This window comes from Natrinema amylolyticum (assembly GCF_020515625.1).
GTDB lineage: Archaea > Halobacteriota > Halobacteria > Halobacteriales > Natrialbaceae > Natrinema > Natrinema amylolyticum.
Genome location: NZ_JAIWPJ010000001.1, coordinates 725,738 through 749,109 on the forward strand (window position 1 = coordinate 725,738; position 23,372 = coordinate 749,109).

General features: G+C 64.2%; 26 protein-coding genes. 12 read left to right on the top strand and 14 right to left on the bottom strand.

Annotated features, from left to right (window positions below; all coding sequences use genetic code 11):
• Nucleotides 1–321: 321 nt before the first annotated feature.
• The 3 genes from LDH66_RS03625 to LDH66_RS03635 all read right to left on the bottom strand — a co-directional run bounded on the left by LDH66_RS03625 (nt 322) and on the right by LDH66_RS03635 (nt 1,913).
• Nucleotides 322–633, bottom strand: coding sequence for a DUF7521 family protein (locus tag LDH66_RS03625; protein ID WP_226479711.1), 312 nt, complete (start codon nt 631–633; stop codon nt 322–324).
• A complete protein-coding gene (locus LDH66_RS03630) occupies nt 630–977 on the bottom strand; it encodes an ArsR/SmtB family transcription factor (protein WP_226479712.1) in 348 nt (115 codons plus the stop codon). Before LDH66_RS03630 ends, LDH66_RS03625 begins: the two co-directional genes overlap by 4 nt.
• Before the next feature lie 462 nt (nt 978–1,439).
• Entirely contained in the window at nt 1,440–1,913 is a 474-nt protein-coding gene (locus tag LDH66_RS03635) for a DUF1330 domain-containing protein (RefSeq protein WP_226479713.1), read from the bottom strand.
• A gap of 291 nt (nt 1,914–2,204) precedes the next feature.
• Between LDH66_RS03635 and LDH66_RS03640 the strand changes: the two genes are divergently transcribed.
• Both LDH66_RS03640 and LDH66_RS03645 read left to right on the top strand, forming a co-directional pair.
• A complete protein-coding gene (locus tag LDH66_RS03640; RefSeq protein ID WP_226479714.1) occupies nt 2,205–3,038 on the top strand; it encodes a helix-turn-helix transcriptional regulator in 834 nt (277 codons plus the stop codon).
• 389 nt (nt 3,039–3,427) lie between these two features.
• Entirely contained in the window at nt 3,428–4,117 is a 690-nt protein-coding gene (locus tag LDH66_RS03645; protein WP_226479715.1) for an MBL fold metallo-hydrolase, read from the top strand.
• A gap of 186 nt (nt 4,118–4,303) precedes the next feature.
• On the opposite strand, the gene LDH66_RS03650 is transcribed toward LDH66_RS03645, so the two are convergent.
• Nucleotides 4,304–5,050, bottom strand: a complete 747-nt coding sequence (locus LDH66_RS03650; protein ID WP_226479716.1) for an alpha/beta hydrolase family protein — start codon at nt 5,048–5,050, stop codon at nt 4,304–4,306.
• Between the two features lie 158 nt (nt 5,051–5,208).
• On the opposite strand from LDH66_RS03650, the gene LDH66_RS03655 reads away from it, so the two are divergent.
• The 3 genes from LDH66_RS03655 to LDH66_RS03665 all read left to right on the top strand — a co-directional run bounded on the left by LDH66_RS03655 (nt 5,209) and on the right by LDH66_RS03665 (nt 8,036).
• On the top strand, nt 5,209–5,373 hold the full coding sequence (locus tag LDH66_RS03655; protein ID WP_226479717.1) for a hypothetical protein: 165 nt from the start codon (nt 5,209–5,211) through the stop codon (nt 5,371–5,373).
• 236 nt (nt 5,374–5,609) lie between these two features.
• Nucleotides 5,610–6,674 (top strand): glycerophosphodiester phosphodiesterase, encoded by a 1,065-nt coding sequence (locus tag LDH66_RS03660; RefSeq protein ID WP_226479718.1) that lies wholly within the window; start codon nt 5,610–5,612, stop codon nt 6,672–6,674.
• 243 nt (nt 6,675–6,917) lie between these two features.
• On the top strand, nt 6,918–8,036 hold the full coding sequence (locus LDH66_RS03665; protein ID WP_226479719.1) for a tyrosine-type recombinase/integrase: 1,119 nt from the start codon (nt 6,918–6,920) through the stop codon (nt 8,034–8,036).
• Nucleotides 8,037–8,091: 55 nt separating this feature from the next.
• On the opposite strand, the gene LDH66_RS03670 is transcribed toward LDH66_RS03665, so the two are convergent.
• From LDH66_RS03670 to LDH66_RS03710, 9 genes are read right to left on the bottom strand one after another with little or no spacing between them, the layout of a single operon-like run.
• On the bottom strand, nt 8,092–9,948 hold the full coding sequence (locus tag LDH66_RS03670) for a Na(+)/H(+) antiporter subunit D (RefSeq protein ID WP_226479720.1): 1,857 nt from the start codon (nt 9,946–9,948) through the stop codon (nt 8,092–8,094).
• A complete protein-coding gene (locus LDH66_RS03675; protein ID WP_226479721.1) occupies nt 9,948–11,876 on the bottom strand; it encodes a proton-conducting transporter transmembrane domain-containing protein in 1,929 nt (642 codons plus the stop codon). The genes LDH66_RS03670 and LDH66_RS03675 overlap by 1 nt, the downstream gene beginning before the upstream one ends.
• On the bottom strand, nt 11,876–13,474 hold the full coding sequence (locus LDH66_RS03680; protein WP_226479722.1) for a proton-conducting transporter transmembrane domain-containing protein: 1,599 nt from the start codon (nt 13,472–13,474) through the stop codon (nt 11,876–11,878). Before LDH66_RS03680 ends, LDH66_RS03675 begins: the two co-directional genes overlap by 1 nt.
• The gene (locus LDH66_RS03685) at nt 13,467–13,844 is read right to left on the bottom strand and encodes a cation:proton antiporter subunit C (protein ID WP_226479723.1); all 378 of its coding nucleotides are present in this window, start codon (nt 13,842–13,844) and stop codon (nt 13,467–13,469) included. The genes LDH66_RS03680 and LDH66_RS03685 overlap by 8 nt, the downstream gene beginning before the upstream one ends.
• Nucleotides 13,837–14,373 carry an MnhB domain-containing protein gene (locus LDH66_RS03690; RefSeq protein WP_226479724.1) on the bottom strand — a complete coding sequence of 179 codons (537 nt, stop codon included), beginning with the start codon at nt 14,371–14,373 and terminating at the stop codon, nt 13,837–13,839. The genes LDH66_RS03685 and LDH66_RS03690 overlap by 8 nt, the downstream gene beginning before the upstream one ends.
• Complete coding sequence (locus tag LDH66_RS03695) at nt 14,373–14,912, bottom strand: DUF4040 domain-containing protein (RefSeq protein WP_226479725.1); 540 nt, start codon at nt 14,910–14,912, stop codon at nt 14,373–14,375. The genes LDH66_RS03690 and LDH66_RS03695 overlap by 1 nt, the downstream gene beginning before the upstream one ends.
• A complete protein-coding gene (gene mnhG / locus LDH66_RS03700; protein ID WP_226479726.1) occupies nt 14,909–15,301 on the bottom strand; it encodes a monovalent cation/H(+) antiporter subunit G in 393 nt (130 codons plus the stop codon). The genes LDH66_RS03695 and mnhG overlap by 4 nt, the downstream gene beginning before the upstream one ends.
• A complete protein-coding gene (locus LDH66_RS03705; RefSeq protein WP_226479727.1) occupies nt 15,298–15,579 on the bottom strand; it encodes a cation:proton antiporter in 282 nt (93 codons plus the stop codon). Before LDH66_RS03705 ends, mnhG begins: the two co-directional genes overlap by 4 nt.
• Nucleotides 15,576–16,610, bottom strand: coding sequence for a monovalent cation/H+ antiporter subunit E (locus LDH66_RS03710; protein WP_226479728.1), 1,035 nt, complete (start codon nt 16,608–16,610; stop codon nt 15,576–15,578). Before LDH66_RS03710 ends, LDH66_RS03705 begins: the two co-directional genes overlap by 4 nt.
• 246 nt (nt 16,611–16,856) lie before the next feature.
• Between LDH66_RS03710 and LDH66_RS03715 the strand changes: the two genes are divergently transcribed.
• The 7 genes from LDH66_RS03715 (at nt 16,857) to LDH66_RS03745 (ending at nt 23,013) form a co-directional block, all read left to right on the top strand.
• The gene (locus LDH66_RS03715) at nt 16,857–17,042 is read left to right on the top strand and encodes a CbtB domain-containing protein (RefSeq protein ID WP_222918404.1); all 186 of its coding nucleotides are present in this window, start codon (nt 16,857–16,859) and stop codon (nt 17,040–17,042) included.
• Entirely contained in the window at nt 17,042–17,824 is a 783-nt protein-coding gene (locus tag LDH66_RS03720) for a CbtA family protein (protein WP_226479729.1), read from the top strand. The genes LDH66_RS03715 and LDH66_RS03720 overlap by 1 nt, the downstream gene beginning before the upstream one ends.
• On the top strand, nt 17,821–18,153 hold the full coding sequence (locus LDH66_RS03725; RefSeq protein ID WP_226479730.1) for a (2Fe-2S) ferredoxin domain-containing protein: 333 nt from the start codon (nt 17,821–17,823) through the stop codon (nt 18,151–18,153). Before LDH66_RS03720 ends, LDH66_RS03725 begins: the two co-directional genes overlap by 4 nt.
• An 89-nt stretch (nt 18,154–18,242) precedes the next feature.
• Nucleotides 18,243–19,934: a class I adenylate-forming enzyme family protein gene (locus LDH66_RS03730; protein ID WP_226479731.1), complete on the top strand. Its 1,692-nt coding sequence runs from the start codon at nt 18,243–18,245 to the stop codon at nt 19,932–19,934.
• A 75-nt stretch (nt 19,935–20,009) separates the two neighbouring features.
• Nucleotides 20,010–21,215 (top strand): acyl-CoA dehydrogenase family protein, encoded by a 1,206-nt coding sequence (locus LDH66_RS03735; RefSeq protein WP_226479732.1) that lies wholly within the window; start codon nt 20,010–20,012, stop codon nt 21,213–21,215.
• Between the two features lie 41 nt (nt 21,216–21,256).
• Entirely contained in the window at nt 21,257–21,835 is a 579-nt protein-coding gene (locus LDH66_RS03740; RefSeq protein ID WP_226479733.1) for a MaoC family dehydratase, read from the top strand.
• The gene (locus tag LDH66_RS03745; protein ID WP_226479734.1) at nt 21,835–23,013 is read left to right on the top strand and encodes a CaiB/BaiF CoA transferase family protein; all 1,179 of its coding nucleotides are present in this window, start codon (nt 21,835–21,837) and stop codon (nt 23,011–23,013) included. The genes LDH66_RS03740 and LDH66_RS03745 overlap by 1 nt, the downstream gene beginning before the upstream one ends.
• A 69-nt stretch (nt 23,014–23,082) precedes the next feature.
• On the opposite strand, the gene LDH66_RS03750 is transcribed toward LDH66_RS03745, so the two are convergent.
• A complete protein-coding gene (locus LDH66_RS03750; protein WP_226479735.1) occupies nt 23,083–23,247 on the bottom strand; it encodes a zinc ribbon domain-containing protein in 165 nt (54 codons plus the stop codon).
• Nucleotides 23,248–23,372 lie beyond the last annotated feature (125 nt).

Genomic DNA, 23,372 nt, shown 5'->3' on the forward strand with positions numbered 1-23,372 from the left:
GAATCCTGTGGAAGACAGCGATCATAAGCAAGCGAGACTGTCGGATTTTCTGACCCAGAAAACGCGGTCGTGTCATTAATACGATAGCGCGGGACGGAACGCACGGGGGACGAGAGAGGCCATCCCCGCACGCCTTGGTGATCCCCCGACCCTCCCCGCATCCGATCATCCCGCGGGTCGCGACGCCTGCTCCCTCCGCCCCCGCGATTCCCCCTCGCGCGGGGGCATAGTGCGTCGTTCGACCCCCTCCTCACTGCCAGCGGAACCGGTGATATCGGGATGGCTTCGGCCCTACACGTTTGTCGACCGACGATGCGCCACTCAGTGGTGGCCGTACAGCGAGTAGGTGATCGCGACCAGTCCGAACAGTCGACTCACGTTCTCAAGCAGTGCGATCACGATCCGATCCGAACTGACGAACGTCGTGATCGCGACGTTGACCAGGAAGGGACACAGCGTCAGCAAGAGGAGCCCGACGGCGAGATAGAACATCGACGACGCGTCGTTGCGTCGGTAGCCCCGGTAAGCCTGGTACGCGATAATCGTCCCGAAGAGGGCGACGAGAAAGAGACTGGCGACGGTCAACAGCTCGAACAGCGTCGCCTCGTCGACTCGGACGACCTGGCGACTCATCGCATTCCCTCCCACATGCGAGTGAACTTGTCGGCGACGTCTTCCTCGCGATACGTCAACTCGAGAGCGAACGAGCCGTCCTCCAGCGACAGCTCCAGCCGGTCGAGGTTCGCGCTGTAGACGCTGTAGTGGTTGCCGTCGGATGCGAGTTCCGTCTCCTCGGTGACGAGATCGCACTCCTCGAGCCGGTCGAGCCGCCGATAGATCGTCGGGAGGGACGCGTCACACCGTTCGCTCAATGTACTGGCAGACATGGGTTCGACGCTCGTGTGGGTGAGGATATCCCGTGCGTACTCGTCGTCGAGAACCGAGAGCAATGTCGACAGGTCAGTTTCCTCACTCACTGGTATAGCTGTTCGTTCCGGCATAGGTATCAAAAGCGGTCCGGTTTTTCTGGATGAGAAAATACGACCGCGATTGTGGGAGAGAGGTGAACGTGTTTGGGCGAACGGCCGAACCCCGTCAGCACGCGAACAGTAGAGTCTCTTCGTCGGAGCCACCAGTTTTTCCGGACGGATAGCACCGATCATCCCGACGAGTTCACTAGCTCCCGCTCATTTCATTAGAGCCCCTAGTTCTTCAGAGGAGTTATGAATACCAAAAGCTGCGCATATCCTAATTTTACAAAACCACATGTTGAATTGCCACTCAGTATAGAGTAAGAATATCGTACTATACAGGCGAATGTCCCAGATATAATACAGGGAGGTTGAGTGGGTTTTCATGTTCCTCCAAGAGCTTCTCTACTGCTTCAAGTAGAGAGAATGCTTCCAATTTCCCGGGAGGAAAGAAGATAGTGGAATTCCTTACGCCTGATCTTCAGGCGAGTATTGAGAGGTGATGATCTTATTGGAGTAGGCAGTGGTCTCGTGGCGAATCTGCCGGACTTCTCGTAAGGCGTCATCGGCATACCACTCCTCCGCTGCTTGAACGGATGGGAATTCTAAGACGATCGTCAGGTCATGACACCATTCACCGTCAAGCACGGTCGGATCAAACGAAATAACGAGCGCCTCTCCGTTATGCACGGCAGTTGTCTCCGCAGCAACAGGGAAATATTCGTTCATATATCGGTCCCTGTCAGTTATCCCGTCAATAGCAATCACATATCCCTTCTGGGATTGGACAGGTTCGCTTGGAGTCGTTTTGTCAGCCTGCGTCTCATTTTCACGGCCACTCGCTGTTGCAGACGGTAGCATCCCAAGTGCGCCCGCTATAATCGCCCCCGATTTCAACACCGTTCGGCGCAAGACGCTGTCTGGATTTGGTTCGTTGGTCATGGTCACAGCCTCACTCGGCTACCACTGGTTCTTAACATCTTACATCGGTTCATGCCCGTCATTCTTGCAATTTATTTGTCTAACGATCTCGTTGGCGTATTCCTGGTGAATTGTCTCTCGTATCCTTCGATTCGGTATTCCCTGATTCAATTGCTCATTCTCACCCCCTGTCCCTTGATATCATATATTATTGTACAGTTCATAATCTTACTCGATAGGAAGTTTCCGAGGCCCTGCCAATCTTTGCACCCCCGCAAAGGTATTTGCGACTGCTCGGATGTAGCGTACGACATGGCCCGTCATCGTCACGCGCTATCCACAAACATGGGATCGGCACTGGATGCGATCCGGTTCTTCGCGGATTCAGCGAACAGCGTGCGCGTGTTCGAGGCACTCACCGCTGGACCGACGACAAGCCGCGACCTCGCAGAGCAAACCGACGCTTCACGGTCAACCGTCGCACGAATCCTCAACAAAGGTGAATCACGAGGGTGGATTACCTCCGAGGGGAGTCAGTATGAACTCACAGAGGTAGGGGAGATCATGATCGCTGAGTTTCGTGCCTACCTGCAGACTCTCGAGGGAGTCCAGCATCTCGGTGACGCTATCGAGTGGCTCCCACCACCCGTTCACTCGCTTAATTTCCGTCACTTCCGCACCGCTGAGATCATAACGCCGAAGACGCCAACCCCGTCCGGGCCATACGATCACGTGGCAGAGAAGATTCGCACTACGGACAGGGTCCGATCACTTGTTGAGGTTACGCTGCCTCGTTTTGTGACGCTTATTCACAAACAGGTCAACGAGCGACAGTTGGATGCCGAACTCGTAATCGAAGCGAACTGGATCGAGACCCTCCCTGCGGAGTCAGAGCAACTGCCGCTGTTGCGGGCCCGTGCAGAGCGGGACAGCATCTGGACCTACGATGGAGAGATCCCGCTTAACATGCATCTCTTCGATGACTCTGTGACGATTTGGTTAGGTGAAGAACGAGACGAAGAACGGGTCGTTCGGGGATTATTAGTCGCTGAGGCTCCCGCCGTTATGTCGTGGGCCGAGGGGCTATACGAAGACTATCAGGACGAGGGGGAATTACTTGATCCAATGAGGTTACAGACGAAGTAAGTAGTCCACTAGTGTAGAATGAGAGGTGATATTCTTTCAGGGTTCTCTTGCTCTGCCCATATTGTTGAGAATTCTATCATTATTAGCACCTACTTGATCCCTGATCCGCTTAGCACAATCGGAAAGTATTGGATTTTTAGTGGTTTGTGGCTCAGAGCATGCCGAATCTCTGGAGTACCGATCATTCCGACGAGTTCACCAACTACCGCTCGTTTCATTAGTTCCCAATGGTTCTTAACGTGATCGGGGGTTCATCTAAGCTCCTAACCGGTCAGTACAGGGGATCTAACGAACGTGCCAGACTCCTATCGAAAACAGTGAGTTGATTACAGAAATTATTTTATTATGTTATAAGGAGTGTTAAGGCAATTGCGTCGAACAGGTTCGTAATGGTGACTCAGCTCATGGATGGTCTCTGGCATATCGATTGTCGAACGTTCGATAAGCCGAATGTCTACGTAATCGATGACGGTGACCGTACCCTCGTGGATGCTGGTTGGCCTAGAGATGAAAAAACGGTCCGTGAAGAACTCGATGCGGCCGGAATCGATCTCACTGATATCGATCGCGTGCTGCTGACTCATTACGATGCCGACCATATTGGGACACTGGCGAGGCTTACCCCGGATCTGGACGCGCCGCTCTACATTCATAAAGAAGACGCCCCATACGTTGCTGGCAAACGTCTACCGTCGTGGACCGCACGAAACGGTGTCGAAGCGCTTCACCGGCTTTATTATCGACACTTGGATCTTCCGAATCTCTCTATTCGACACGTAGAGGATGGCGACACCATCGGCAAATTTCGAGCCTGTCATACCCCTGGTCACACACCCGGACATACGGTATATCTGCACGAAGACCTCGAGGTCGCATTTCTCGGGGACCTTGCCTATTGGATCGGCAACCGACTGCATCTTTCAGGTCGGGTAACCAGTCACGACCACGATCAAGTCGAGGCGAGCGTTCGAACCGTGCTCGACCGGATGCCTGAGTTCGAATACACCTGTCCTGGTCACGGCCCACCTGTTGCTGACGGACATACGCAGCTGGCAGACGCTATCGAGAAAACGAACTGAAAAGCGAAACTAGTGATCACCAGTCACTTCGCTTTTGTATATCGAAATGTGGTTTATTCACGCCAGATCGGCGAGGAGAACCGACACCGGCGATCGATCGATTTCGACCGAGACAGCTATCGTAGCCACTGAAAGTCAATGCACACCCGGTCGCACGACGGCTGTGCGATCGGCGTGTAAATCGTTTCAGTAGCTACTATATCCGCGAGCGGACGCCCACTCGAGCCAGTCGAACAGTCGCTCGAGCAACCGCTCTTCGCCGGCCGTCGAAAACCGGTGGCCTTCACCCGCGAATCGCTCTACCAGCACGTCGGTCTCGAGTTGCCGGGCGGCGGCGAAGCTATCGCCCGGCTCGACGACGTCGTCGTCGCCGCCGTGGAACATCGCGACCGGACTCTCGAGCGACCCGACGACGTCGTCGAACGGATACCGATCGAGAGCGTCGAAAAACCGCCGATCGATTCGCTCGCCGGTATCGAACGTCCACTCTCCCTCGCGTTCGACAGCGCTCCGGTACTCGTCGAACGTCCCGTTGGTCGTCACGGGTGCGCGCGTGGCGACCGCCTCGACCCGCTCGTCCTCGGCAGCGGCGTGGAACGCGACTTTCCCGCCGAAACTCGAGCCGAACAGCGCGTAGGACTCGGGATCGAAGTAGTCGACGACATGGCGGAGGTCGGTGAGTCGCGTCGCGAGCGTCGAGTCGACGAACGCGCCGTCGGACTCGCCACAGCCCCTAGCGTCGAATCGGACGGCGTTGTAGCCCGCCTCGCGGGCCCGTCGACACCGATACTCGTAGCTACCGGATTTGTCGCTGCGCAGGCCGTGACAGAAGACGAGCCAGTCGTCGGAGTCGGCCTCGTGACGGACGGCGGCGACGTCGGGAGCGGCGTCCGCCGCCGCGTCTCCGACCGGAATGCGATGTGTCTCGGGCATTTCGTCTCCCGCTAGTGACCGCTGGGACCTTGATATCGGCGTTTCCGCGGACGTCGGACGTCTCCCGTCGTGTCGATTCCGCCTCGAGCGACGACTCCGATCCGCGGCCGGTGAGCTCGGGCGAACCGTTTATCGCTCCCTGGCGGGTTGGTTCGTTCATGACCCGCACGACCTACCAGTGTCCGTGTGGCGCACACATCGAGTTCAAACAGGACCTCGAGAAGGAATCCGGCGTCCCGACGCCGGACTGGAAGTGCAAGGACTGCGGAACGCCGGTCCCAGGGATGACGGCCGAGAAGATCAGACATCAGCATCCCTCCTGAACCGCGGAGTTACGATCACGAGCGACGCCGAATCGGCCCTTCATAAACCAAATTATGGTATACTAAAACGCCCTTCGCACAGAACGATAAGTCTCGAAGGTCCACCGTCGACGGGCTACTCGGTTACCCCGTGCAGAGACGTATACTGAAAGTTATTCGCACGGACACTCGAGGATATTACTATACGATAGAATTATAATTTGATTTATCAGTGGCCTCGGTCTGCCGACCTGCAGATGTCCGAGACACACGACGAGCGACGAACCGAGCACCCTGACACGTCCAGTTCCGCGCTTCGCCGCCGATCGTTTATCATCGCGACCGGCGCATCGGCGACCGGAATGGTCGGCGCTGCGGGGGCGACGCCCGGTCGCGGGAAGGGAGACGATGCGCCCAGCAAACGCCGACGCGACGAATCGAAGCCGACCCGTTCCGGCGGTCACGGCGGCGATCCGGACCTGATCGCTCACCGCGGCTTCGCCGGCCTCTATCCCGAAAACACCGTCGGGGCGGTCGAAGCCGCAGCCCGCGGCGGACAGTCCTCGCACGCGCCGTCACGGGGTGCCGACATGATCGAGATCGACGTCGTGCCGACCGCCGAGAACGACGTCGTCGTCTTCCACGACGACCGACTCGCCGAACGCGACGGTGGCGAGCGCGGGCTCACAGACACCGAAGGCGTCGTCTGGGAGACTGACACGGCGACCGTTACGAACGCCGAGGTCCTCGCGAGCGGCGAGACCGTCCCCCGACTGCGGCCGGCCCTCGAGGCGATCCCACCCCACGTCGGCGTCAACGTCGAACTGAAGAACCCGGGCTCGTTCGACGTGGCCTTCGCGGAATCGATGCCACGAGCGGAACTCGAGGAACAGAAGGACCTCTGGCAGCCCTTCGTCGCGCGAGTGCTCGACGTCGTCGACGACTTCCACCACGAGTTCCTCTTCTCGTCGTTCTACGAGGCGGCGCTGGCGACGACCCGCGACGCGTCCGACTACGCCGTCGCACCGTTGCTCTGGAACTCCGTTCGGGACGGCGTCGAAATCGCGCGACGATACGAGGCCGAAGCGATTCACCCGCCCTACCACATGATTCGGGACACGCCGTTCTACGGCGACCAGCGATACGAGGAGGATGCCGGCTGGTCGGACATCGATCTCCTCGCCGTCGCACACGAGGAGGGCCGCGACGTGAACGTCTTCACCCTCGAGACCTGGTACCAGGCGGAACGGCTCGCAGCGGCCGGCGTCGACGGACTCATCAGCGACCACGCGGACGTGCTCCGGTTCGGCGCGACGAACTGAATCCGCGGCGTCCGGAGACGCCTCGCGTCCGGTCGCGACCGGGCCGCGTTTTTCCGATCCGTGAGACCGAAACACGGATTTAGGATCGTGGAACAGTATCCAACGAATAATGTCCCGTGGCGTCACCCGTACGATCCGTTCTTGCCGCGGTGATACCCCCCTCGAGAGGCGACGCAGCGACCGAAGCGGGGACTCGCGACCGCTGGCACGCCTCCGTTCGATAGCCGGGCGGGTGATCGCGTCGTGACCGAGGTAGCGATCACCGACGCGGTCGACGCCTATCTCCAGCGAAAGGCCGTCGGCGACCCCGACGGCTCGGGCGCGGGAGCCTACGCGTCCAACGCGGAATCGATTCTCCGGCGGTGGGCCGCCTGGCTCGAGGGAGAACACGATCTCACGTCGCTGTTCGCGCTCGAGGTCGACCACATGCGTGCGTACGCAGAGGAACTCCACCGACGGACGGAGCGCGGGGAGTACACCGCCTCGACCGCCGGCACCTACTACGCAGTGGTCCGCGCGTTCCTCTCGTGGTGCGTTCGCGGCGGCGTCCTGGACACCAATCCCGCGGCGACCGACCGTGCCGAGGCCGCGCTGCCGACCGCCGACACGCGGCCGTCCGACGACTCTTGGACGGTCGATCAGCGCCGCGAACTCGAGCGCTACGTCCGCGAGCGGGTGCTCGAGGCCGACTCCCAGTCGACGAGCGAGCGACGCACTCGACTGCGCGAGTACGCGATGGTGGCCGTCCTCGCTCACTCGACGGTCCGCGGGGCGGAGTTGTTCCGGGTACCGGAAGACGACCGGCGCACGGGCGCGACCTGGGACGACGTCGACTTCTATACGGGGACGATCCGCGTGCTGGGGAAGTCCCAACGCCTCGAGGACGTGCCGCTTCCCGCCCGTGCGCGGACGCCGTTGCGGCGCTATCGGGTCGTGCTCGATCCGCCGTCGAACGACTGGCCGCTGTTTCCGACGGGCCACGCGCCCTCGATCGCCGCGCGGGTCCGGTCGGTTCTGGGCGACCGCGGCCACGACGAGAGCGAGATCGAGGCGCTGCTCGCGGACGCGACGGCGATAGAACTCGCACGCGAGCGGTCGATCGCCCCGCCGGCGATCACCACTGAGGGGGCGCGGTCGATCCTGAAGCGACTCTGCGAGGCGGCCGTCGTCGACGTCGACGGGAACTATCTGACGCCCCGAGGCGTCCGCCGAGAACAGGACGAGGTGTACCGCCGCGAGGCGACGGCGTCGAAACCGAGCCTGCGCGCGTCGGTCCTCGAGCAGTCGATCGTCGTCCAGGAGACGCAGCCGTCGATCGATACGGACGGGAGTCGGCGCGACGAGCAGTCGGACACGGACTGACGGAGCGGCAGAACGGACGGCGGTGATGGGCGATGGACTGATCTCCGAAGCGTTCTCAGACGACGAGAAGCCACAGGACTACCGTCAGGACGAGCGTCAGCAGCAGGACGGTCGTCCCGATGCCGGTCCGGAGGTGGATCGTCGACGGACGACCGCCGTCGGTCGGCTGGCGTTCGTCGACGTCGACCAGCCAATCGGGCAACTGCCCCGCCGCCGCGTCGACGGCGAGGACGGGGTTGTTCCCGACCCAGTAACAGCGTTTGACCGCGCCGACGACGGCCCGGTCGACGGCGGCGTAGGTCTCGGTGACGCCCAGCATCGTCCAGCGACTGACGGCGTAGGTCGCGGGATAGACGACCATCGTCGGATCGCCGAGATCGAGCTTCGAGAGCGGCTTCCGGACGAGGACGAAGGTGACGGCCGCGACGCCCGTCAGGATCCCCGCCGTCTGGAGGTGGCTCGAACTGTAGGGGTGGAGTTCGCTCTCACCGCTGGGGTACGCGAACTCGAAATGGCCCCCGTGACCGTGGAGCGTCGGCGCGAGATCGGCCAACCCCTGCCACCAGACGCCGAAGAGGAGACAGGCGCCGCCGAGTCCGAGCATCGCGACGGTCTGGCCGGGCTTCGCGTCCGCGACCTCGAACTCGCTCTCGCCGTGGAAGAAGACGTAGTAACCGAGCTTGATGAACGACAGGAGGGTCCCGATCGCACCGAGCCAGAGCAGCCAGTACAGCGCCTGGAACTCCGGATCGCCGTAATAGTGGGGGTCGGCCGCGTCGAAGAGCATCCCCTTGCTCACGTAGCCGTTGAATCCCGGAATCGCGGTGATCGAGAGGGCCCCGAGCCCGAACGCGATCGCGGTCAGTGGCATCTCTCGCCAGAGCCCGCCGAGCTCGTACAGGTCCTCCTCGCCGGTGCGGTAGATGACGACGCCGACGGCCATGAACAGCAGGCTCTTGAACAGGATGTTGTTGAACAGGTGGCTCAGCGCGCCTGCAACGGCGATTTCGCTCGTTACCGTCCAGGCTCCCATCCCGATCCCGGCAACGATGTACCCGAGCTGGGCCTGGATGTGGTAGGACAGCAGCGCCCGCATGTCGTGTTGCAACAGGGCGAAGGTCGCGCCGTAGACGGCCATCAGGCCGCCCATGTACGCGATGTAGATTCCCAGGTCGCTCTGGGCGTCGACGGGGAACGCCCGGTAGAGGACGAACGCGCTCGTCTTGGTCGTATAGACCGAGAGGAACACCGAGGCGGCGATGTGGGGCCGCGGGTAGGTGTCGGGCAGCCACGTGTGGAACCCGATGAAGGCGACGTTGACGCCCATCCCGAGCACCGCGAGCAGCGCCGGGATCCCGTTGGCGATGCCCGTGTCACTGTAGACGAACGTCCCGACCTCGACGTAGTGGGCGGCGACCGCCATCATCACGAGCACGCCGCCGGTGCCGTGGAACAGCGCGTACCGGAAGCCCGCCCGGACCGCCTCGCCGCCGTAGTGCCAGACTACCAGCGTGCTCGTTACCGCCATCAGCTCCCACATGAACAGGAGGACGAGCCAGTCGCCGGCGAAGGCCGCACCGATCGACGAGGAGACGTAGACCAGCGCAAATGCGACCAGCGTCTCGCTCGCCTCGCTCGAGTAGGCATAGATGACGCTACAGATGCCTAAAAACCCGAGTCCGAGCCCGACCATTCGGGAGAAGTCGTCGACGTAGAACGGGACGACCTCGAAGCCGAGGAAGGTCCCGCCCAGATGCTCACCGCCGGGCGCGACCAGCGAAATCGCCAGCACTGCCGCGAGGCTGAGCGCACCGACGGCGAAGCCGGCGATTCGGGGCAGGACGAGCACGAGCAGTGCCGCCGCGAAGACGATGAGCGGCGGGTAGGCCATCGACAGGAGTTCGACTGCCATCAGTTATTCACCTCCGAGATGAGCTGTTCGAACGGAACGTCGGTCAGATCTTCGAAGGGCATCCCGAAGACGCCCTCGACGATCCGCATGGCTAACTCGAGGAAGACCGCGTAGTCGGGGCCGACCCCGAGGACGACCGCGCCGGTCGCGATCACGGCGATCGGCGCGAGCATGAGCCATGTGCTCTCGGCGAACGGCGAGCGGCGTTGCCAGCCGCTGGCCGGCGGCCCGCCGGTCAGGTGGTCGTCGTGGTCGCCGTGGTGGTCGACGCTGCTGACGTGATCCTCGGACGCCGCAGTGTCGACGGAGTCGGGAATCGTGTGATCGCTGGGGTTCTGGTCGACGGCGTACTCGAACGATTCGTCGGACGCGGGCTCCGCGTCCGAAGCGTCTGCCCTTTCGGTGGGGTCGGTCGGTTCCCCGCCGTCCGCGGCCACGTGCTCGTCGTCGGACTCGTCGGAGGCGTAAGACCGGATAACGCCGCCCCGCGGGAACTCGAGGACGGGTTTGGCGTCGTGGCGGTCCTCGCTCTCGAAGAAGGCGGTGTAGACGACCGGCCAGAGGTAGCCGATGTTGAGCACGGCCGAGAGCAACAGCGCGGCGGCGAACAGCCAGTAGCCGCCGCCGACGTCACCGGCACCGATCAGCATGTAGAACTTGCTGACGAAGCCGGCGATCGGCGGGAGGCCGGCCATGCCGGCCGCGCCGACGGTGAAGGCGGTCATCGTCAGCGGCATCCGCTTGCCGATACCGGCCATCTCGCTGATGTAGTCGGTGTGGGTCTCGACGTGGATCGCACCCGCACAGAAGAACAGCGTGAGCTTCGCGAACGCGTGGGCGGGGATGTGGAACAGCGCTCCGACCATCGCGTAGGGGTGCAACATCGATAGTCCCAGCACGATGTAAGAAAGCTGGGCCGTCGTCGAGTACGCGAGCCGTCGCTTGAGGTGGTCTTTCCGCATCGCGATGATGCTCGCCGCGATCAGCGTGAACGCGGCGACGATGGCGACGGGGATGTTCAATCCGACGTCACCGATGCCGGGTACGGAAAGCGGTAGGTCGTGGATCAGTCCGGGGCCGTAGACCTCGAGAATGACGCGAGCGATGCCGAACGCGCCGGACTTGACGACGGCCACGGCGTGAAGCAGGCCGGAGACGGGCGTCGGCGCGACCATCGCGTCGGCGAGCCAGGAGTGAAGCGGCATCAGCGCGGCCTTGACGCCGAAACCGGCGATGAGCAGGAAGAAGGCGGCCTGTGCGTAGACCGGCTCGACCTGTGCGGCCGCGGCCAGCGCTTCCATGCCGCCCGCCTCGAAGGCGAGCGTCGGTCCGCCCTCGACCAGTCCCGTTAGCCAGTAGACGATGGCCGTCCCGGCGAGCAGGAAGACACCGCCGCCGAAGAACGTGTAGGTGAGATACTTCCGACCGGCGATCCGCGCCTCGGTGTCCTCGTTGTGGGCGACCAACGGATACGTCACCAGCGAGAGGAGTTCGTAGAAGACGAAGATCGTCACCAGGTTCGCCGCGAACGCGATCCCGACGGCAGTCGAGAGGCTGGCCGCGAAGGAGGCGAAAAAGCGGGTCTGGGCGTGCTCGTCGAGCCCGCGCATGTAGCCGGTGGCGTAAAAGGACGTGAAGATCCAGAGGAAACTCGCCAGCAAGGCGAAGAAGATCCCCAGCGGATCCGCTCGCAGCGCGAAGTCGACGCCCTCGAGGAACCGGATGCCCGTGCTCTCGTAGAGGCTCCACCGGAAGACGGTGCCGTTCATGACCGCGGGGAGCATGCTGACGACGATGCCGAACTTCGCGAGGGCGGCCAGCACGGACCAGCCCTCGCGGAGGTTCGGTCGGCGATGCGACGCGACGATCAGGACGATGGCGACCGCCGACACCAACACGGCGGCGAGCGGGCGGAGATCTGCGACCATTAGTTAATCACCTCAGTGAGGAACGGATCGAGCAGTTCGGCGATCGTTCCCCCCGCGAAGCCGAGGGCAACGGCGCCGAGCGCGGCGACGACGACGATCGCGACCATGCCGGTCGAGACGGGGTCCCGGGAACTCTCGCCGCGGATGGCGGCGATAGCGGCTCCGGGCTCGCGGGACGCGGAGTCGGCGTCTCCGGACCCGTCGCGTCCGTCGTCACCGCCGTCCGTCGCGACCGGATCCGGCGCGTGTGGCCGGTCGGCCGCCGCGGACGGCGTGAAGTACATCTTCTCGAGCAGGCGGGCGGCGTAGGCGAGGGTGAGCATGGTACTGAGGAAGATCACGGCCGCGACGGGCCAGAGTTGGGCCTGGACGGCTCCGAGTCCGATGTACCACTTGCCGACGAAGCCGACCCCGGGCGGGACGCCGACCAGCGAGAACAGGAGGACGGCCATGGAGCCGGCGACGACCGGCCGCTCCGTGGCGAGTCCGGCGTACTCGTCGACGGTGCGAGCGCCGTAGCTCGCCGCGACGAGCGCGACGCCGAGGAAGAGGCCGGCCTTCAGGAGGCCGTGGCCGACGAGGTGGATCGCGGCCCCGATCAGCGCCGTCCGCGAGCCGTCGGCGATGACGACCCCGTAGGCGGCGATGACCAGCCCGAACTGCGAGACTGACGAGTACGCGAGCATGCGCTTGACCTCGGTCTGGATCACGGCGAGGACCGTGCCGGCGAGGACGCTCACGCAGCCGACGGTGAGGACGATGGCGGCCGCGTTCGGCATCGCGGCGAGATACTCGACCTCGAAGACGGTGACGATCAGCCGGCCAAAGGCGTACGCGGAGGCGGTCGAAACCAGCGCCGCGATCAGCGGCGTCACCCCGTCGGGGGCCTGCTGGTAGGCGCTCGGCTGCCAGGTGTGCAGGGGCCACTGGGCGACCTTGACGGCGAAGCCGACGACGATGAACGCGAAGCCGGCGCGGATCAGCGTCTGGGCCTCCGCCGCCGGAATCGCCGTCGAAAGCTCGACCATGTTGAGCGTCCCGGTCGCCATGAAGACGAACGCGACGCCGATCAGATACATCGACGCGGCGACGGTCCCCAGGATCAGGTACTTCAGGGAGGCGACCGCTGCCTCCGGGCCGTCGCCACTGGCGACCAGTGCGTATGTCGCGAGGCTCGTGATCTCGAGGAAGACGAACAGGTTGAAGACGTCGCCGGTCAGCGAGATGCCGAGCAGGCCGCCGACCAGCAGGAGGTAGGCGGTGTAGAACGTGTTCCCGCGCGGACCGCCCTGTCGCGTGTACGCGAGGACACCGAGGGCGACGGCAGTCACGAGCAGGACGATCAGCATCGAGAACTGATCGGAAACGAGCTGGATGCCGTACGTGCGGGGGTAGCCGCCGAGTTCGTGGGTTACGGCCTCGCCGCCGGCGTAGACCTCGGCGGCGAGATAGCTGGCCGCACCGAACAGGCCGAGCGTCGTGAGCGCGGTGACGGACCAGCCCGTTCGGTCGAACCAGAGACCCAGCGCGATCGGGAGCGTCGCGGCGAGGATCGGGGTGACGATCAGCAACGGCAGGATCAGATCGACGTTACTCATCGGCACGCACCTCCCTAAGGGTGTCCTCGCGGAGCGTCCCGTACTCCGCGTAGATGCGGATGATCAGCGCCAGTCCGACGGCCGTCAGTGCGATGCCGACGACGATGGCGGTCAGCACGATGACCTGAGGCAGCGGGCTCGCGACCATGACCTCCCCAGGCTCGCCGTGGTGGGGGACGATCGGCGCCGACGCGCCGTCGGCGTCGATGTAGGCCATCGAGACGAAGAACAGGAAGATGGCCGTCTGGAAGAGGTTCACCCCGATCAGCTTCTTCACGAGGTTCTCGCTGGCGATCACCATGTAGATCCCGAGTCCCAGCAGGACGAAGGTGAGCACGTACGTGTAGTGGCTCGTCAGGAGATCAATCATCGTCGCTCACCTCCGCATCGGGCGAGCCGGGAGCCTCGGCGGCGCTGTCGGTTCCGCTGACACCGCCGGTCCCGCTCGGCCGCTCGGGCGTAAAGCCCGCGGCCATCGTGAAGAAGAGGCTGATGATGACTCCCGAGACGATCAGCGAGATACCGCCGATCTCGACGGCCTCGAGCCCCCACTTCTGTTTGACGTGGAGGACCTCGTAGAGCTGATCGAACTCGAGGAATTTTCCCCCCAGCGCGATCATCCCGAGGCCGATGGCCCCGAAGATGACGACGCCGCCGGTGACGATGCCGACGAGGAAGGAGTTCCTGAGCCATCGCCGGGTCGGTTCGATGCCGAACGCGAAGGCGAGCATGAGGACGGTGACGCCGACGATGGTCCCCCCCTGGAAGCCGCCACCGGGGGCGTCGCCCCCGTGGAAGGTCATGAACAGCCCGTACGTGAGCGTAAACGGTGCGATGATCTTGACGGCGGTCATGATCACCTGACTCTCGGTGTAGGTATCGTCGACAGATCCGGACATTAGGCGAACACCTCGCGTTTCAGGACGAGCAGGGTCGAGACGCCGGCGGCGAAGACGACGACCGCCTCGCCGAAGGTGTCGAACCCACGGTATGCGGCGAGTACGGACGTAACAGCGTTCTCGACCTTTGTTTGCTCGTACGTCTGCGTGATGTAGTGCTGGGTCACGTCAGGGTTCGACCAGACCGGCGTCTCCGTGCCGCCGACTGCGTACATCTCGGGCAGGACGGCGGTACAGAGCAGGAGCACGAACGCACCGACGACGACGACCGCCGGGAGGTGGATTCGCTCCCTGAGCCGGTCGGTCGAGGGCCGCGTCGTGCGCGCGATCGTCAGCAACAGTAGGAGCGTCGTGACGCCGGCACCGATCGCGGCCTCGGTCATCGCCACGTCGGGAGCCAGCAGGAACGTGTAGAGGATCGCCATCCCGAGGCTGTAGGCTCCGAAGACGATGATCACCGACAGGATGTCCCGGAACAGCGTCGTCGCGACGGCCGTCGCGAGGACGAACGCCACGAGGGTATAGGCGAACAGACTCATCGCGTCTCACCGTCCGTTTCGGCGGGGATGTCGGTTTCGTCCGTCTCCGGCCCCTCCTCGGCGAGCACGGGTTCGACGCCCGTCTCCGCGGCGGAGCGCGCGATCGCGTGGGCGGCCGTCGGATTCGTGATGAACACGAAGAACAGCAGTAAGACGGTGTAGACCGCCGCGTGCTGCCAGCCGAAGGCCAGGGCGACGCCGGCGAGTGCGAAGCCCGCCCCGAGCGTGTCCGTCTGGGACGCGGTGTGTGCTCGCGCGTAGATGTCCGGGAGGCGGATAACGCCGACCGTCGAGACGAGCGTGAAGAACACGCCGAGTCCCAGCATGACGACGATCGCCCAGAACCGGACCGTCTCGAGCGTCGTCTGCAGCGGGATCGGTTCGATCACAGCACACCACCCCGTTCGACGGTGAACTTCGAGATGGCGATCGACATCAGGAAGTTCAGCAGGGCGTAGATGAGCGCCACGTCGAGGAACCACGCCTGATCGAGCCCCGCAGCTAACAGGGCGAGGATGACGACCGTGTTGGTCCCCAGTACGTTGACCGCCAGCAGCCGGTCCTGCGTCGTCGGCCCGACAACGGCGCGATAGAACATCGCGATCGCGAGGACGACGAACAGCGCCGCCGCGACGAGAAAGACGTCCTCGAGCGAGGACGGCGTCACAGTTCGTCACCTCCGACGATTTCGGCGTCGTCGCGTTCGCGCGGCGAGGCGATCGCTGCCGAGTCGCGGCCGTAGAAGACGAAGCGGATCGCCCGCTCTAAGCCGCCGTCGAAGAGGTCGTCGCGGGCCCCCGGGATCAACGTGTGAACGAGCAGCTGCTGGTTGTTGGCTCGAACCGTTAGCGTTCCCGGCGTGAGCGTGATGCTGTTGGCCAGCGCGGTCAGCGGTAGGCCGCTCCGGACGCGGGAGTTGACTCGCGTCAGCGTGGGCTCGATCGGCATCGACGGCCGCAGGATCACGGCCGAAACCGCGATGTTGGCCTTGACGATCTCCCAGAGCAGATACGGGATGTAGATGACGAATCGGACGACTCGGATCGGCGACTGAACGCGATCGAGCGGCACGGTAAACGTCACCCGTGCGAGCGAGACGGCGACGATGCCGGCGACCGCCGCGCCGGTGAGGAGATCGAACCAGTAGGTCGGATCCCCGAGGACGAGATAGAAGCCATAGGAGAGCAGGAAGGTCGCGAACAGGCGATCGAAGTCCTCCGACCCGCCGGCCAGACGGCCGCGTCGGGCCGGTCGCTCGACGGGCGCCTCGTCGTAGGCCAGCCCGATGCGGGCGAGTTCGCGCTCGAGCGGCTGGAGCATCTGTGCGGTGACGCCGGGTTGGTACTCCGGATCGAGGACGACCCGGTCGATCCCGTGCTCGTCGGCGTAGGCGTCGAAGATTTCGGCGTAGTCGCGGGGACCGAAAAGGTACTCGTCGACACCGAGCGTCGCCGTCTCGATCGTCACGTCGGCACCGCCGGCGTCCTCCTCGACCCAGTTTCGCGCCCGCGAGAGCAGCCCCTCGGCGTCCTCGCTGTACTGCTCGCTCTCGGGCACGTCGGCGTCGTAGGGCATCGCGACGACGAGGTGTAGTTCGAGGGTATCGGTCGCCTCGAGTCCGGACTGGACGGCGTAGCCGACCGTCTGCCGGACGGTCACCGTGTCCGACAGCGGGACGAGCAGGCGTTCAACCGCCACGGCGTCTCCCTCCTGACGACCGTCGTTGGACACTCATGACTCTGGTTGTTAGTCGAACCAAGCGGTAGCCGTAGGAAAACGATTTCGTTATGCGCCAGCAGTCATCCGATCCGACGGATTCGGTCCGATCATTCGTCGTTTTCAGGTCCCGTCCCGACCGAACGGTCAGCGCGAACGAGACCTGCGACTGCCGCTTGACGATCGGTAGTTTTACAATCGGACTTTCAGTAGAGAAAACTGACTTGCATGACGACGACTGAAACCGTTCACGATCGAATCGGGACCGCGCGCGACGACCTCACAACCGGCCAGTTGCTGGCCGTCTTCGCGTTCGTCGCGGCGCTGACGTTCGCGCTGCTGTTCCTCCAGGAGCCGCTGGCGCACGACTCGATGCACAACTTCCGGCACGCGGCCGGCGTCATCTGTCACTGATGCTCGTCGACTACCTCGAGCGGGGCGTGCTCGCCGGGGCGGTCGCGGGAATCGCATACGGCGCCTATATGGCGCTCGTCGCGAACCCGCTGATCGGCTACATGGAGACGCTCGCCGAGGGTGGCGAGCACGGCGGCCACTCTCACGCCGGCGAACACGCCCACGAGGCCGGTGAGCACGCACACGCCGCCGGCGAACACGCTCACGCGGTCAGCGAGGCGACGACCGCCGCCGTGAGCGTCGGTAGCGGCGTCCTCTGGGGGATTCTACTCGGCGGAGCCTTCGCGCTCGCGTTCTACTTCCTCGAGCCGGCGCTGCCCGGTCGCGGGCGGGTCAAGCCCTACGTGCTGGCCGGGGCCGGCTTCCTCACCGTCTCGGTCGCGCCGTGGCTAGTGTTGCCGCCGGCGACGCCGGGCGCCGAACAGGCGTTCGATCCCACGCTCCGGAGCGCGATCTACGCGGGCATGATGGCCGTCGGCGCGATCACCGCCGGCGCGTCGATCTACGGCTACGGGCGCGTCTCGGCTCGAAGCCGTCCGCTCGGAGTAGTCACAGCGGCAGTCCCGATCGCCGTCCTCGTCGCGATCACCGCGGTCGCGGCACCGATGATCGTCGAGGTCGGCGCGATGCCGGCCGATCTCGTGACCGCGTTCCGCGGACTGACCGTGCTGAGTCAGGCCGCGCTCTGGACGCTCGTCGCCGGCTGTTTCGGCTGGCTCCAGACGCGAGCCGGCGTCCGATCGGCCGCCGAGCGCCGCGACGACCTCCTCACTAGCCCATGAAGGATCGGACCGAAGAGCACCGCGAGCGCCTCGACGCGCACGTCTTCGTCTGTACCAACGACCGCGACGGCGAGTACGCGAGCTGTGGCGCGGTCGGTGCCGAGGAGACAGTCGCGGCGGTCAAAGACTGGTTACGGGAGCGCGACGCTTTCTGGACGGCCGTTTCGGTCAGCGAGACCTCGTGTCTCGGGCTGTGCAGCGAGGGCGGCACCGCGATTTCGATCCAGCCGCGAAACACCTGGTACTCGGACGTGACACCCGAGACCGTCCCCGAGTTGCTCGAGTCGGCGTTCGGTCCGGATGCAGAGCGGATCCGCGACGAAAGCTGAGCGAGCACGACGGCCGACGGGCACCGGATCGACGGTCCGTGGGCGCACAACCGTTTTATCCGTGGTCTTCGATACCACACCTGTTACGAATGCTCGCGTGGCCAGACGAGACCATCTACGAGGGGATCACAGCGGTCGCGGCGGCCCGCTCCGACCGTCGAGCCGTCGTCTTCGACGGAGCGACGTGGACGTACGGAGACCTGCTCGCGGAGAGTCGTGCGCTCGCCCGCGGCCTCGCCGACCTCGGCGTCTCGGACGGCGACGTCGTCGCGGTCTGGCTCGGTAACCGCCCCGAGTGGATTGCCTGCCAGCTCGCGACCTCGTACCTCGGCGCGTCGATGGTCGCCGTCAACACCCGCTATCGGACGCACGAACTCGAGTATATGCTCGCGGACTCGGGCGCGAGCGTCCTCGTCACGGAAGACGAACTGCTCGGGCGGGACTACCACGAAATGCTGTCGACGGCCGTTCCCGAACTCGAGGCGCAGTCGCCCGACGAGTTCGATCCCGACTCGGTTCCGGACCTCGAGGCGGTCGTGAGCCTCGAGCCGTCGACGGACCTGCCGGCGCTTCGGGGCTACGACGACGTTCTGGAAACGGGGCGGTCACGGGTAGGGGACGGCTTCGAGCCGGCGACCGACCCCGAGGCACCGGCGGCGATCTTCTACACGAGCGGGACGACGAGCGATCCGAAGGGGTGTCTCCAGTCGAGTCGGTCGCTGTTGAACCATTCCGCCCACGTGGCGGATCACCTCGGCGTGACCGAGGACGACGTCGGCGTCGCGACGCTGCCGTTTTGTGGTATCTGGGGGTACAATACGCTCTTCAGCGTCCTCGCGACGGGCGGAACGCTCGTCGCGCAGACCCACTTCGATCCCGGCGAGACGATCCGGCTGGTCGACGAGTACGACGCGACCTATCTCACCGGCCTCGGCGTGATGTTCGAACGGATGCTCGAGCACGACGCGTTCGACGCGTCGCGCGTCGAGACGGTCGACAAGGGGGTCGTCGGCTTCATCAGCAAGGGGTTCGACGAGGCCCTGTTCGAGCGCATCGAGTCGACGTTCGGGTTTCCTGTGGTCCAGCCCTACGGTCTCTCGGAGGCCAATAGTCAGATCTTCGTCGGCGATCCGGCCGATCCCGCCGAGCGACGAAAACGGGTCGGCGGGCCGCCGATCCATCCGGATATCGAGGCGAAAATCGTCGATCCCGAGACGCGCGAGGAACTGCCGACCGGCGAGGAGGGGGAACTCGCTATTCGGGGCTATCTCCTCGCGGACGGCTACCTCGGGAAGCCCGAGGCGACCGCCGAGGCCTTCGACGATGAGGTCCCCGGGAGCGAAGCGACCGGGGAGTCGGAAGACTCGTCTTCCGGAAGATGGTTCTACACCGGCGATCTCGCCGAAATCGATGCGGACGGCTACGTCTCCTATCGCTCGCGGCTCGACGACGCGCTCCGAGTACGCGGCTTTCTCGTCGCGCCGCCCGAGATCCAGACCGCGATCGAGGACCATCCCGACGTGCGATCGTGCGAGGTCGTCGGCGCGCCGCATCCGCGCCACGGCGAGGTGCCGGTCGCATTCGTCGTTCCCGCCGCGTCCGACGGCGACGAGCCGACCGCTGCCGCCCTCGAGACGTTCCTCGAATCCCGCGTGGCCGACTACAAGGTCCCCGAGGCGTTCGAGTTCGTCGAGGCGTTCCCGACGACGGCGGGACCGAACGGAGAGAAGGTCCGAAAGACGGCGCTCCGAGAGCGGGTGCGAGATCGATTTGAAGCGTAGATAACAGGTCTGAAGTGCCGGAAATCGAGGGGTGGCGGCGCAACGTTTTTCTCCCGACTAAATGAGGATAACCCGATGGCCCGACTCCTGCGCGACGCGGTCGAGCTGACCGAGAGCCAGCAGCTCGTCCGTTCGAGCATCCACGACATCTGTTCGGACTTCGACCGCGAGTACTGGCGCGAGCGAGCCGACGCCGGGGAGTACCCCCGCGAGTTCGTCGACGCGCTGGCCGACCACGGCTGGATGGGGATCCTCCTCCCCGAAGAGTACGGCGGCGCGGGAATGGGAACTCGGGAAACGGTCGTTATGATGGAGGAGATCGCGGCGAACGGCGGCGGATTCAGCGCCGCGCAGGCGGTCCACGGCGGCGTCTACAACTCCGTGCCGATCGTCGAGTACGCGAGCGAGGACATCAAGCGGGACCTGCTTCCCGACGTCGCGGCCGGCGACGAATCGATTCAGGCGTTCGGCCTCACCGAGCCCAACGCCGGATCGAACTCGACGGCGATCGAGACGCGCGCGGAGAAGGAGAACGATGAGTACGTGATCAACGGCCAGAAGATCTGGACCTCCCGCGTCGACGTCTCGGACTACATCGTCCTCGTCGCGCGCACGACGCCGCTCGAGGACGTCGAGAAGCGAACGCACGGCATCTCGATGTTCCTCGTCGATCTCGCGGACGCCCACGAGCAGGGCGCACTCGAGATGGAGGCGATCCCCAAATCGGCGAGCGACTTCGTCCACTCGTTCGAACTCTGGTTCGACGACCTGCGCGTGCCCGCGGAGAATCTGATCGGCGTCGAGGGCGAGGGGTTCTATCAGGTGCTGGACGGGTTAAACGAGGAACGGCTCGTCATCGCCGCCGAGTGCATCGGGCTGGGACGGCTGGCGCTCGAGCGGGCGGTCGATTACGCGAACGATCGCGAGGTGTTCGACCGCGCGATCGGATCGAATCAGGCGATCCAGCACCCGCTAGCGGAGGCCTACGCGCGGCTCCAGGCGGCGAAGCAGTTGACGTACAACGCGGCCGACCGAGCGGCATCCGACGAGGACGTGGACCTCGGCGCGTACGCGAACGCGGCGAAGTTCCTCGCGGCCGACGCGGCCTACGAGGCGGCCGACGCCGCGGTCCAGACCCACGGCGGGTTCGGCATCGCGACGGAGTACGACGTCGAGCGCTACTTCCGCGAGGCCCGACTGACTCGGCTGGTACCGATCACGCAGGAACTCGCCCTGAACTACATCGGCGAGAACGTCCTCGGACTCCCCCGTTCGTACTGAGTACCGACACCGGACCGCGAGACCGATCACGACCCATACCAATGACAGACGATACCGATACCGACGAAACGGCGGAATCGACCGATAAACGGCTCGTCGAAGGCTGGCACGGCCGCTACTACGAGGACTTCGCGGTCGGCGACGTCTACAAACATCCCTTCGGCCGGACCGTCACCGAGACGGACAACGTCTGGATGACGAACGTGACGATGAACCTCAACCCGATGCACTTCAACGAGGCCTACGCCGCGGAGACGGAGTTCGGCGAGCGCCTCGTCGACGGCACCTTCGTCATCGCCCTGGCCGTCGGGATGAGCGTCATCGACGTCTCCGTGAACGCGACGGCGAACCTCGGCTACGACGACATCCGCCACCACGAGCCGGTCTTCCACGGGGACACCATCTTCGCCGAGAGCGAGGTCTTGAGCAAGCGGGAACTCGAGTCCCGCGATCACGTCGGCATCGTCGAGACCGAACTCCGGGCGTACAATCAGCACGGCGATCTCGTACTCAGCTTAGAGCGCACGCCCATGGTGTTGAAACGCGAGCACGCGGAGCCCTCGGCGGCGAAGCCGCCGGGCTGGCTCGAGGGAATCGGCACGCAGCCGGAGGATCTGTAATGCTCGCGCTCGACGATATCACGGTCCTGAGCCTCGAGAGCGGAATCAGCGCGCCGCTTTGCACCCGGATGCTAGGCGACTTCGGCGCGGAGGTGATCAAGGTCGAGCGCCCCGACGTGGGCGACGTCAACCGCCACTGGGACTCGGTGGTGGACGGCGACTCCTCGGCCCACGTCTGGGTCGACCGCAACAAGCTGAGCATCGAGTTGAACCTCAAATCCGACGAGGGGCTCGAAATCTTTCACGAACTGGCCGAGGAGGCGGATATCGTCGTCCAGAACTACTCGCCGGGCGTGGTCGAACGGCTCGGCGTCGGCTACGAGGACGTCGCCGAGAGCAACGACGATGTCATCTACCTGAACATCTCGGGCTACGGCCGGACGGGTCCCTACAGCGACCGGAAGGCCTACGATATGGTCATGCAAGGCGAGACCGGCCTGATCCTGATGAACGGCTCGCCGGACGCGCCGGCGAAGATCCCGCTGAGCGTCTGCGACATCAACGCGGCGACCTACGGCACGATCTCCGCGCTGCTCGCGCTCTTCCACCGCGAGCGGACCGGCGAGGGCCAGGACCTCGACGTCACGATGTTCGGCGGGATGCTCTCGTGGCTCGGCTACTTCCCCCAGAAGTACTGGCACAACGACGAACTCCCCGAGCGAATCGGGATGCGCCACCACCTGCTGACCCCCTACGGGCCCCACGAGACGGCCGACGATCGGTACGTCAACTTCGCCGTCCTCAGCGAGGCCCACTGGGAACTGCTCTGCGAGGCCGTCCTCGAGCGACCCGACCTCCTCGCGGACGAGCGCTTCGAGACGAACGAAAAGCGCGTCGAAAACCGCGAGACGCTCGAGCCGATGCTCGAGGATCTCATCGCCCAAAAACCGCGCGACTACTGGGCCGACCGCTTGACCGAAGCCGGCATTCCGTGGGGGGACGTCAACCGGCTCGACGAGGTGCTCGATCACCCCCAGACCGAGCACTTAGACCTCGTGAAGGAACTCGAGACCGAGGCGGGTCCGGTGCCCTACGTCGATACCCCGATCGACGCCAGCGAGCTCGAGTTCGCCGCCGAGCCGATGCCGGACCTGGGCGAACACACCGACGACGTGCTCGAGGCGCTGGGCTACTCGAGCGAGGAGCGCGAAGCATTGCGCGAGTCCGACGTGATCTGAATCGGCGAGCGCGATACCCGAGCGATTCGCGCCGCCGGCCGCGAGAGACGTCGTTCGGGGCGGGGTGCGTTACAGCGGGATGGCTGCGACCTCTTCCGAACCGCACGACGGGCACGCGCGATCCCGTCTCGAGAGCGTCGTTCCACACCGGCGGCACTCGTAGTGGACGGCCGTTCGCTCGGTCGATTCGCGACCGATCCCGATTTTGTCGAGGAGTTCATCGAAGACAGACATTCGTTACTTCGAATGAATTCTGTCGATCCGCCCGGCAAATACTTTGTGCATATTTATTGTACTTATCGTTCTAGAACTAGACATTTGTCTTTTTAATCTGGATATTACTAGCATTTGTCGTTCCA